General features: G+C 70.2%; 11 protein-coding genes. All 11 read left to right on the top strand.

Annotation, left to right across the window (positions count from 1 at the left end; genetic code table 11):
* Window positions 1–28: 28 nt before the first annotated feature.
* Genes AC0LPE_RS13395 through AC0LPE_RS13345 form a run of 11 tightly spaced genes read left to right on the top strand, consistent with a single transcriptional unit; the run spans window position 29 to window position 10,961 of the window.
* Window positions 29–1,360 carry a flavin-containing monooxygenase gene (locus tag AC0LPE_RS13395; protein WP_490604655.1) on the top strand — a complete coding sequence of 444 codons (1,332 nt, stop codon included), beginning with the start codon at window positions 29–31 and terminating at the stop codon, window positions 1,358–1,360.
* Entirely contained in the window at window positions 1,357–2,268 is a 912-nt protein-coding gene (locus tag AC0LPE_RS13390; protein ID WP_490604654.1) for a bile acid:sodium symporter family protein, read from the top strand. Before AC0LPE_RS13395 ends, AC0LPE_RS13390 begins: the two co-directional genes overlap by 4 nt.
* Window positions 2,265–3,269, top strand: coding sequence for an NAD-dependent epimerase/dehydratase family protein (locus AC0LPE_RS13385; RefSeq protein ID WP_490604653.1), 1,005 nt, complete (start codon window positions 2,265–2,267; stop codon window positions 3,267–3,269). Before AC0LPE_RS13390 ends, AC0LPE_RS13385 begins: the two co-directional genes overlap by 4 nt.
* Window positions 3,266–3,766, top strand: coding sequence for a PspA/IM30 family protein (locus AC0LPE_RS13380; protein ID WP_085468325.1), 501 nt, complete (start codon window positions 3,266–3,268; stop codon window positions 3,764–3,766). Before AC0LPE_RS13385 ends, AC0LPE_RS13380 begins: the two co-directional genes overlap by 4 nt.
* Before the next feature lie 60 nt (window positions 3,767–3,826).
* Window positions 3,827–4,900, top strand: coding sequence for an N-acetyl-gamma-glutamyl-phosphate reductase (gene argC, locus AC0LPE_RS13375; RefSeq protein WP_490604652.1), 1,074 nt, complete (start codon window positions 3,827–3,829; stop codon window positions 4,898–4,900).
* On the top strand, window positions 4,897–6,147 hold the full coding sequence (argJ, locus tag AC0LPE_RS13370; RefSeq protein ID WP_490604651.1) for a bifunctional glutamate N-acetyltransferase/amino-acid acetyltransferase ArgJ: 1,251 nt from the start codon (window positions 4,897–4,899) through the stop codon (window positions 6,145–6,147). Before argC ends, argJ begins: the two co-directional genes overlap by 4 nt.
* Window positions 6,144–7,082, top strand: a complete 939-nt coding sequence (gene argB / locus AC0LPE_RS13365) for an acetylglutamate kinase (RefSeq protein WP_016692770.1) — start codon at window positions 6,144–6,146, stop codon at window positions 7,080–7,082. The genes argJ and argB overlap by 4 nt, the downstream gene beginning before the upstream one ends.
* Window positions 7,079–8,266 carry an acetylornithine transaminase gene (locus tag AC0LPE_RS13360; protein WP_145691054.1) on the top strand — a complete coding sequence of 396 codons (1,188 nt, stop codon included), beginning with the start codon at window positions 7,079–7,081 and terminating at the stop codon, window positions 8,264–8,266. Before argB ends, AC0LPE_RS13360 begins: the two co-directional genes overlap by 4 nt.
* A gap of 6 nt (window positions 8,267–8,272) precedes the next feature.
* Entirely contained in the window at window positions 8,273–9,202 is a 930-nt protein-coding gene (argF, locus tag AC0LPE_RS13355) for an ornithine carbamoyltransferase (protein WP_258260738.1), read from the top strand.
* Between the two features lie 2 nt (window positions 9,203–9,204).
* Complete coding sequence (locus AC0LPE_RS13350) at window positions 9,205–9,714, top strand: arginine repressor (protein ID WP_423660967.1); 510 nt, start codon at window positions 9,205–9,207, stop codon at window positions 9,712–9,714.
* A gap of 47 nt (window positions 9,715–9,761) precedes the next feature.
* The gene (locus AC0LPE_RS13345) at window positions 9,762–10,961 is read left to right on the top strand and encodes an argininosuccinate synthase (protein WP_490604650.1); all 1,200 of its coding nucleotides are present in this window, start codon (window positions 9,762–9,764) and stop codon (window positions 10,959–10,961) included.

The raw sequence follows: 10,961 nt of genomic DNA, 5'->3' as shown, positions 1-10,961 counted from the left end.
ATTCGTGCGGCCTCCGAGCCTACGACACATGGAGACGGAGCAGAAGTATGCGCTGATCGGGGCGGGCCCCTCGGGACTCGCCGGAGCCCGCGCGCTCTCCCGGCAGAGCATCGACTTCGTCGGCTTCGAGTCCCACAGCACCGTCGGGGGGTTGTGGGACATCACCAACCCGGCGAGCACGGTCTACGAGTCGGCGCACCTGATCTCCTCGAAGACGACCACCGAGTTCGCCGAGTTCCCCATGCCGCCGCAGACACCTGACTATCCGGGGCATGCGGCACTCGCCCGGTACTTCGGCGACTACGCCGATGTCTTCGGCCTGCGTGAGCACTACCGCTTCGGAACGACCGTGACCCGCGTCGAACCGGACGGCGACCGGTGGCGGGTGACCGCCGCCGACCGGGACGGCGCCGCGACCACCGAGCTCTACCGCGGTGTCGTGGTCGCCAACGGCACCCTCGCGACACCGAACCACCCGCAGATCGCCGGCGAGTTCGACGGCGAGATCCTGCACACCAGCGCCTACAAGGACCCGACGAGCTTCCGCGGCAAGCGGGTCCTGATCGTCGGCGCCGGCAACAGCGGCTGCGACATCGCCGTCGACGCCGTCCATCACGCCCGGTCGGTGGACCTGAGCGTGCGCCGCGGCTATCACTTCGTGCCCAAGTACCTGTTCGGGCGTCCCGCCGACACCCTCACCCGCGGGCGGCCGCTGCCGGCGCCGATCAAACAGCGCCTCGACGCGCTGTTGCTGCGCCAGTTCACCGGCGACCCCACCCGCTTCGGGCTGCCCGCACCCGACCACCGTCTCTACGAATCGCACCCGGTCGTCAACTCGCTGATCCTGCATCACCTCGGTCACGGGGACGTGCAGGTGCGGCCCGACATCGAGCGGTACGACGGCGCCGAGGTCCGGTTCCGGGACGGCTCCGCCGCCGGCTACGACATGATCGTGCACGCCACCGGTTACGTCCTCGACTATCCGTTCCTGGACCGCGACCTGCTCGACTGGCGCGGCCACGCACCCGACCTGCTGCTGAACATGATCAGCCGGCGGTTCGCGAACCTGTTCGTGCTCGGCATGGTCGAGTCGTCCGGGCTCGGCTGGCAGGGCCGCTACGAACAGGCCGAACTCGTCGCCGCCGCGATCGGTCTCACCGACACCGACCCGGCGGCCGCGGCGCGATGGCGCGCGGCCCTCGCGGCCTCGCCCCCGGACCTCACCGGCGGTTACCGCTATCTGAAGCTCGGCCGGATGGCCTACTACGTCAACAAGGACGCCTACCGGGCCGCGCTGCGCGACCAGACCCGCGCGGTCCGCGAGGCCGCCGGCTCGTCCACCGCGGCGGGCGTGCGGTGAACGTCGACGACGTCAGGCTCTCCTTCGACTCCGGTTCGCTGCTCGTCCTCAACGTCGTGCTCGCCGCGATCATGCTCGGCATCGCGCTCGACACCTCCGTCGACGACTTCCGCCGTGCACTGCGCGCACCGAAGGCCATGGCGGTGGGCATCGCCGCGCAGTTCCTCGCACTGCCCGCCGTGACCTGGCTGCTGACGTTGCTGCTGGACCCCGCGCCGTCGATCGCGCTCGGCATGATCCTCGTCGCGTGCTGCCCGCCCGGGAACATCTCCAACGTCCTCACCCACCGGGCCGGCGGCGACGTCGCCCTGTCGGTGTCGATGACGGCCGTGTCGAACGTGTTCGCCATCGTGCTCATGCCGATCAACTTCGCGTTCTGGGGCAGTCGCAGCGACGACACCCGGGCGCTGCTGCGCTCGGTCGAACTCGACGGCCTCGACATGGTCGTGCAGATCGCCCTGATCATCGGGCTGCCGTTCGTCCTCGGGATCTGGGCTGCGCAGAAGGCGCCCGGCCTCGCGTCCCGCGCCCAGCCGTGGGTGAAGAACGGATCCCTGCTCGCACTGCTCGCCTTCATCGTCGCCGGGCTCGCCGGCACTTTCGCCGACTTCCTCGACTACATCGGACTCGTCCTGCTCGCGGTGTTCCTGCACGACGCGATCGCCCTCGGCCTCGGCTATCTGTGCGGATGGGCGAGCGGACTGCCCGAGTACAGCCGCCGAGCGGTCTCGTTCGAGGTCGGCATCCGCAACGCAGGTCTCGGCCTCGGCCTCGTCATGACCTTCTTCGACGGACTCGGGGGCATGGCGATCGTCGCCGGCTGGTGGGGGATCTGGGACATCGTCGCCGGACTGCTCCTGGCCACCGTCTGGTCCCGTCGCACCGCAACTCGAAAGGTGATCGCATGACCTCCCTCACCGCCCTCGTCACCGGTGGCAACGGCTTCCTCGGCAGCGCCGTCGTCGCGGCCCTGCGCTCGCGCGGTGTCCGGGTGATCAGCGCCGACCTCCATGTACCTGCCGACCTTCACGAACCCGCGGACGCCGACGACGCCGTCACCCACGTGATCGCCGACGTCCGCGACCGCCGCCGGACGGCCGAGGTCGTCGGCACCCATCGCCCGGACGTGATCGTGCACCTGGCGTCCATCGTCAACCCCGGGCGCGACACCACCGCGGAACAGGAATACGCCGTCGACGTCGAGGGCGCACGCAACGTCGTCGACGCCGCACTGACCTACGGGGTGCGGCGGCTGGTCGTGGCGTCCTCGGGCGCCGCCTACGGCTATCACGCCGACAACCCGGTCCCGCTCACCGAGGACGATCCGATCCGCGGCAACGACGAGTTCACCTACAGCCGGCACAAGCGCCTCGTCGAGGAGATGCTCGCCGCCACCCGGGTCGAGCACCCGCAGCTCGAACAGGTGATCCTGCGGATCGGCACGATCCTGGGGGAGACCGTCCGCAACCAGATCACCGCGCTGCTCGACCGCGAGCGGCTGCTCGTCGTCGCCGGCAGCGACAGCCCGTTCGTGTTCGTCTGGCACACCGACGTCGCGGCGGCCTTCGCCGAGGCCGTGCTCGGTCCGGTCACGGGCATCTTCAACGTCGCGGGCGACGGGGTCGTCACCGTGCCCGAGATCGCCGCGATGACGAACCGCAAGACCCTCACGGTGCCCGCCGCGGTCCTGAAGTTCGCCCTGAGGATCGGGCGCGCGTTGGGATTGACCGAGCACGGCCCGGAGCGGGTCGGCTTCCTGCAGTACCGTCCGGTGCTCGACAACCGGCGGTTGCGTGAGGAACTCGGTGTGCCCCTGCGGTACACCAGCCGGGAGGCCTTCGAGGCGTATCTGCGGGCTCGCGCCGAACAGGACTCAGCGGGAGCCGAGCGACGTAGCCTGGAGGCATGAGCAAGGACGAAGGCGGCCGGGTGCCGTCTCCCGAGGAGCCCGACAAGCCGGAGCAGCCCGTCCCCGACGTGACCCCGGCCGGGCCGGAGACGCCGACGGTGCCGGATGTTCCGCCGGGCCCGGACATCCCGGACGTGCCGCCGATCGACCCGGAGCCGAGCCCCGATCCCGACGTGACCCCACGCGAGGAAGACGTCCACGACGCTCAGGTCCACGACGCCGAGATCGTCGAACCGGGTGTCGTCGACACCGGATCCGCCGACGGCCCGGTCCGCGCACCGACGATCGAGGAGATCACCGGATACACCGCGGACGGGGTGCCGACCTTCGAATCGGTGCGTGAGAAGATCGAACAGCGTTCGGCGACCGCGCTCGGCGCGGAGGAACTCGCGCACGCGACGGGTGCGGGTCGCACGCTCGAGGAGCAGTACGAGGAACGCAAGGCGGCCGCCGCCGACCGGCTCGAGCAGATCCGACGGTCGCTGCGGTCGGAGTGAATCCTCCCGAAAGGGACACCCCCTATGAAACGATTTGCATGAGAGTGCATAATCATTCGTATGGGTACTTCACCGGACTTCACCGCCACCCCCGAGTCGCCGCTACGGGTCGCCGTGGCCGGCGCCAGCGGCTACGCGGGCGGCGAGATCCTGCGCCTGCTCCTCGGCCACCCCGCCTACCAGGACGGCTCGCTCGTCATCGGCGCCCTCACCGCCGGGGGCAACGCCGGCGCCACCCTGCGTGAGTTCCATCCCCATCTGCTGCCGCTCGCCGACCGCGTGCTCGGCGCCACCGACATCGACACCCTGCTCGGGCACGACGTCGTCTTCCTCGGCCTACCGCACGGCCACTCCGCCGTGATCGCCGAGCAACTGCCCGAGACGACCGTCGTCATCGACTGCGGCGCCGACTTCCGCCTCGAGAACGCCGCCGACTGGCAGCGCTGGTACGGCAGCGACCACGCCGGCACCTGGCCCTACGGCATGCCCGAGCTGCCCGGCAAGCGCGACGCCCTCGTCGGCGCCACCCGCATCGCGGTCCCCGGTTGCTACCCGACCTCCGCCTCGCTCGCCCTCGCCCCGGCCGTCGCCGCCGGCATCGTCGAACCCGTCGTGAACATCGTGGCCGTCTCCGGCACCTCCGGCGCCGGGAAATCCCCGAAGGTCGACCTGCTCGGCTCCGAGGTCATGGGCTCGGTCCGCGCCTACGGCGTCGGCGGCGCCCACCGGCACACCCCGGAGATCAAGCAGAACCTCTCCGCCCTCGCCGGCACCGACGTGAAGGTCTCGTTCACCCCGATCCTCGCGCCCATGCCGCGCGGCATCCTCGCGACCTGCACCGCACCGACCACGGTGACCGCCGCCGAGGCCCGTGCCGTCTACGAGAAGGCCTACGCCGACGAACCGTTCGTGCAGCTGCTGCCGGAAGGCGCACTGCCCGCGACCGGCGCGGTGGTCGGCTCGAACGCCGTCCAGATCGCCGTCACCGTCGACGCCGACGCCGGCCTTCTCGTCGTCGTCGCCGCGATCGACAACCTCACCAAGGGCACCGCCGGTGCCGCCGTGCAATCGATGAACCTGGCACTCGGCCTGCCCGAGACCGCCGGCCTGTCCACCGTGGGAGTGGCTCCGTGACCGAGAACAAGTACGCAGACGACGTCTACACCGGCGCCACCGAGATCGCCGGAGGACGCCTGATCCGCACCCAGGGTGTCACCAGCCCCGCCGGTTTCCGGGCCGCCGGCATCCCCGCCGGCATCAAGGTCTCCGGCAGGCAGGACCTCGCGCTCGTGGTCAACGAGGGCCCCGAACTCACCGCCGCCGGTGTGTTCACCACCAACAAGGTCAAGGCCGCCCCCGTCCTGTGGTCCCAGCAGGTGCTCAAGTCCGGCAGCCTGCGCGCGGTGATCCTCAACTCCGGCGGCGCCAACGCGTGCACCGGCGCCGGGGGTTTCCAGGACACCCACGCCACCGCCGAGGCCGTCGCCGACGCGCTGAGCAACTGGGGCACCGAGACCGGTGCCGGTGAGGTCGCCGTGTGCTCGACCGGTCTGATCGGCGACCGTCTGCCGATGGACAAGGTGCTCTCCGGCGTGCAGGAGATCGTCCACGAACTCGCCGGTGGCATCTCCGGCGGCACCGACGCTGCCTACGCGATCATGACCACCGACACCGTCCCCAAGCAGGCCGCCCTGCACCACGCCGACAAGTGGAACGTCGGCGGCATGGCCAAGGGCGCCGGCATGCTCGCCCCCGCCCTGGCGACGATGCTGTGCGTGGTCACCACCGACGCCGTCGCGACCGCCGACCAACTCGACACCGCGCTGCGCCACGCGTCCCGGCTCACCTTCGACCGCCTCGACGTCGACGGCGCCACCTCCACCAACGACACCGTGCTGCTGCTGGCCTCCGGCGCGAGCGGCATCACCCCGAGCCAGGACGAGCTGAACGCCGCCGTCCTCGCCGTGTGCGACGACCTCGCCGAGCAGATGATGGCCGACGCCGAGGGCGTCACCAAGCGGGTCACCGTCACTGTCCGCGGCGCCGCCAGCGAAGCCGACGCCCTGATCGGTGCCCGCACCGTCGCCCGCGACAGCCTCGTCAAGACCGCCCTGTTCGGCTCCGACCCCAACTGGGGCCGCGTGCTCGCCGCCATCGGTATCGCCCCGATCGAACTCGACCCCGACAAGATCTCCGTGTCGTTCAACGGGAACCCGGTGTGCATCGACGGTGTCGGCGCCCCCGGCGCCCGCGAGGTCGACCTGTCCGCCGCCGACATCGCCCTCGACATCGACCTCGGTCTCGGCGACGCGCAGGTGTCCATCCGCACCACCGACCTCTCGCACGCCTACGTCGAAGAGAACTCGGCGTACTCGTCGTGACCGGAACGAACACAGGAGACGACGTGACCGACGCACTGATCGCCGACCTCACCTCGCACCAGAAGGCGTTCGTCCTCGCCGAGGCCCTGCCGTGGCTGCAGAAGTTCCGCGACAAGATCGTCGTCGTCAAGTACGGCGGCAACGCCATGATCGACGACACCCTCAAGACGGCCTTCGCCGCCGACATGGCGTTCCTGCGCACCGTCGGCATCCACCCCGTCGTCGTGCACGGCGGCGGCCCGCAGATCAACGCCATGCTGAAGCGACTCGGCCTCGAAGGTGAATTCCGCGGCGGCTTCCGCGTCACCACTCCCGAGGTCATGGACGTCGTGCGGATGGTGCTCTTCGGGCAGGTCGGACGCGAACTCGTCGGCCTGATCAACAGCCACGGCCCCTACGCCGTCGGCACCTCCGGTGAGGACGCCGGACTGTTCACCGCGACCCGCCGCACGGTCGTCGTCGACGGCGAGGCCACCGACATCGGGCTCGTCGGTGACGTCACCAGCGTCGACCCCGGTGCGGTACTCGACCTCATCGCCGCCGGGCGCATCCCCGTGGTCTCCACGATCGCGCCCGACGCCGACGGCGTGGTGCACAACATCAACGCCGACACCGCCGCGGCCGCCCTCGCCGAAGCGCTCGGCGCGGAGAAGCTGGTGGTGCTCACCGACGTCGAAGGCCTCTACACGAACTGGCCCGACCGCAGCTCGCTCACCTCGCGGATCGACGCCGACGCGCTCACCGCGCTGCTGCCGTCGCTCGACTCCGGCATGGTCCCGAAGATGGAGGCGTGTCTGCGCGCCGTGCAGGGAGGAGTGCCCACCGCGCACGTCATCGACGGGCGCCAACCGCACTCCGTGCTCCTCGAACTGTTCACCGAAGAAGGCATCGGCACCATGGTGGTGCCGTCCTCCGAGAAGGAAGGTCCCGCATGACCGGCACGTCCGACCTCCAGCAGCGCTGGGCGGGTTCGCTGATGAACAACTACGGCGTGCCCAAGGTCGCGCTGGTCGCGGGCGACGGTGCCGTGCTCACCGACGCCGACGGCAAGCAGTACCTCGACCTGCTCGGCGGCATCGCCGTCAACAGCCTCGGCCACCGCCACCCGGCGATCATCGAGGCCGTCACCGCCCAGCTGAACCAGCTCGGCCACGTGTCGAACCTGTACGCCTCGCCGCCGGTGCTCGAACTCGCCGAGAAGCTCCTCGATCGCTTCGGTCACGAGGGCCGCGCCTTCTTCTGCAATTCCGGCACCGAGGCCAACGAGGCGGCCTTCAAGATCGCCCGGCTCACCGGACGGCCGAAGATCGTCGCGTGCGAGAAGGCCTTCCACGGCCGCACCATGGGCGCCCTCGCCCTGACCGGCCAGCCCGACAAGCGCGCCCCCTTCGAACCGATGCCCGCCGGCGTCGAATTCGTGCCTTACGGCGACCTCGCCGCCCTCGAGGCCGCGGTGGACGAGAACACCGCCGCCGTCTTCCTCGAACCGATCATGGGTGAGTCCGGCGTCGTCGTCCCGCCCGAGGGTTATCTCGCCGGCGCGCGTCGCATCACCACCGAACGCGGCGCCCTGCTCGTGCTCGACGAGGTCCAGACCGGCATCGCCCGCACCGGCACCTTCTTCGCCCATCAGGCAGCGGGCATCACCCCCGATGTGATGACCCTCGCCAAGGGACTCGGCGGCGGACTGCCCATCGGTGCGGTCCTCGCCACCGGTCCGGCCGCCGAGCTGTTCCGGCCCGGCAAGCACGGCACCACCTTCGGCGGCAACCCGGTGTGCGCCGCGGCCGCCCTCGCGGTGCTGCGCACGATCGACGAGCAGAACCTGCTCGACCACGTGAACACCGTCGGCAAGACCCTCGCCGCCGGCATCGAGGAACTCGGGCACCCGCTCGTCTCGCACGTGCGCGGCTCCGGGCTGCTCCTCGGTGTCGTCCTCACCGCCGCGAAGGCGCCGGCCGTCGAGACCGCCGCCCGCGAGGCCGGTTTCCTCGTCAACGCCGCCGCACCGGACGTGATCCGTCTCGCGCCCCCGCTGATCCTCACCGAACAGCAGGCCGAGAGCTTCGTGACGGCGCTGCCCGCCGTCCTCGACACCGCCGACCGGGAAGGGAACTGACGACCCGTGCTCCGCCATTTCCTGCGCGACGACGACCTCACCCCGGCCGAACAGACCGAGGTGCTCGAACTCGCCGCCGAACTGAAGAAGGCGCCGCTGTCCCGCCGCCCCCTCGAAGGGCCCCTCAGCGTCGCCGTGCTGTTCGACAAGACCTCCACCCGCACCCGCTTCTCCTTCGACGCCGGCATCGCCCAGCTCGGCGGGCACGCCATCGTCGTCGACACCGGCTCCACCCAGATCGGTAAGGGTGAGACCCTCGAGGACACCGCCCGGATGTTCTCCCGGTTCACCGAAGCGGTCGTGTGGCGCACCTACGGCCAGGACCGCATCGAGACGCTCGCCGAGCACTCGACCGTGCCCGTCGTCAACGCGCTCACCGACACCTTCCACCCCTGCCAGGTACTCGCGGACCTGCAGACCATCCGCGAGAACAAGGGCGCCACCGCGGGCCTGCGGATGACCTACTTCGGCGACGGCGCCAACAACATGGCGCACTCGCTGATGCTCGGCGGCGTCACCGCCGGCATGCACGTGACCATCGCGTCCCCGGCCGGGTTCACCCCCGACCCACAGGTGATCGCTGCGAGCCGCGCACGGGCCGAGGAGACCGGCGGCAGCGTCACCGTCACCGACGACCCGCGCACCGGAGCCACCGGCGCCGACGTGCTCGTCACCGACACCTGGGTGTCGATGGGGCAGGAGGACGACGGCAAGGATCGCGAGGCGCCGTTCCGGCCGTTCCAGCTGAACGACGACCTCGTCTCCCTCGCCGACACCGACGCGATCGTGCTGCACTGCCTGCCCGCCTACCGCGGCAAGGAGATCACCGCCGAGGTCATCGACGGACCGCGCTCGGTGGTGTGGGACGAGGCCGAGAACCGCCTCCACGCACAGAAGGCCCTGCTCGTGTGGCTGCTCGAGCAGAGCCGGAGCTGACCGTGAGCACCGCGGCGAACCATGCGGACAGTGCAGCGACCGCGCCGACGCGCGCGGCGCGGCAGGCCCGCATCGTCGCACTGCTCGCCGCGCACCCGGTGCGCAGCCACACCGAGCTCGCCGCTCTCCTCTCCGAGGACGGGATCGAGGTGTCCACCGCGACCCTGTCCCGCGACCTCGAGGAACTCGGTGCCGTCAAGCTCCGCGCGGCCGACGGCGGCGCCGGGGTGTACGTCGTCCCGGAGGACGGCAGCCCCGTGCGCGGGGTGACCGGAGGCACCGACCGCCTGTCCCGGTTGCTCGGCGAACTGCTGGTGTCCACCGACTCCAGCGGCAACATCGCCGTGCTGCGCACCCCGCCCGGGGCGGCGCACTATCTGGCCAGTGCACTCGATCGGGCATCATTACCCGAGGTGGTCGGAACGATCGCCGGCGACGACACCATCGCGGTCATCGCCCGCGAACCGACGACGGGAGCCGAACTGGCCGCGAAAATCGAATCACTCGCCTGACCTACCACTCATAGACGCACGTCGAAATACGAAGGAGCACAAAGACAATGGCCGAACGCGTCGTACTCGCCTATTCGGGCGGGCTGGACACCTCCGTCGCCATCAGCTGGATCGGCAAGGAGACCGGCAAGGAGGTCGTCGCCGTGGCCATCGACCTCGGCCAGGGTGGCGAGGACATGGAGGTCGTGCGTCAGCGCGCCCTCGACTGCGGTGCCGTCGAATCGATCGTCGTCGACGCCAAGGACGAGTTCGCCAACGAGTACTGCCTGCCCACCGTCCAGGCCAACGCGCTCTACATGGATCGCTACCCGCTCGTCTCGGCCATCAGCCGCCCGCTGATCGTCAAGCACATCGTGCAGGCCGCCCGCGAGCACGGCGGCACCGTGGTCTCCCACGGCTGCACCGGCAAGGGCAACGACCAGGTCCGCTTCGAGGTCGGCTTCGGCGCCCTCGCCCCCGACCTCCAGGTCATCGCACCGGTCCGCGACTACGCCTGGACCCGCGAGAAGGCCATCGCCTTCGCCGAGGAGCACGGCCTGCCCATCAACGTCACCAAGCGTTCGCCGTTCTCCATCGACCAGAACGTCTGGGGCCGCGCCGTCGAGACCGGCTTCCTCGAGGACCTGTGGAACGCCCCCACCAAGGACGTCTACGACTACACCGAAGACCCCACCGCCCACTGGCAGGCACCCGACGAGCTGATCATCGCCTTCGAGGCCGGTCGCCCCGTCGCGATCGACGGCAAGCACGTCACCGTCCTCGAAGCCATCCAGGAACTCAACCGCCGCGCCGGCGCACAGGGTGTGGGCCGCCTCGACATGGTCGAGGACCGCCTCGTCGGCATCAAGAGCCGCGAGATCTACGAGGCCCCCGGCGCCATCGCCCTCATCACCGCCCACCAGGAACTCGAGCACGTCACCCTCGAGCGCGAACTCGGCCGCTACAAGCGCCGCGTCGAGGAGCGCTGGAGCGAGCTGGTGTACGACGGCCTGTGGTACTCGCCGCTGAAGACCGCCCTCGACGCCTTCATCGAGAACACCCAGGAACGCGTCAGCGGCGAGATCCGCATGGTGCTCCACGGCGGACACATCACCGTCAACGGCCGTCGCAGCCCCGAGTCGCTGTACGACTTCAACCTCGCCACCTACGACGAGGGCGACAGCTTCGACCAGTCCAACGCCAAGGGCTTCGTGCAGATCCACGGCCTGTCGTCGAAGGTCGCCGCGAAGCGCGATCTGGGCCTGTAG

It is taken from the genome of Rhodococcus sp. S3 (assembly GCF_058211795.1).
This window is presented reverse-complemented; position numbering and strand designations above follow the sequence as displayed.

Bases quoted from the DNA above. Each gene is read 5' to 3' on its own strand.
- AC0LPE_RS13395 (WP_490604655.1), top strand. From the start codon at position 29: ATGGAGACGGAGCAGAAGTATGCGCTGATCGGGGCGGGCCCCTCGGGA.
- AC0LPE_RS13385 (WP_490604653.1), top strand. From the start codon at position 2,265: ATGACCTCCCTCACCGCCCTCGTCACCGGTGGCAACGGCTTCCTCGGC.
- AC0LPE_RS13380 (WP_085468325.1), top strand. From the start codon at position 3,266: ATGAGCAAGGACGAAGGCGGCCGGGTGCCGTCTCCCGAGGAGCCCGAC.
- argC (WP_490604652.1), top strand. From the start codon at position 3,827: ATGGGTACTTCACCGGACTTCACCGCCACCCCCGAGTCGCCGCTACGG.
- AC0LPE_RS13360 (WP_145691054.1), top strand. From the start codon at position 7,079: ATGACCGGCACGTCCGACCTCCAGCAGCGCTGGGCGGGTTCGCTGATG.
- AC0LPE_RS13345 (WP_490604650.1), top strand. From the start codon at position 9,762: ATGGCCGAACGCGTCGTACTCGCCTATTCGGGCGGGCTGGACACCTCC.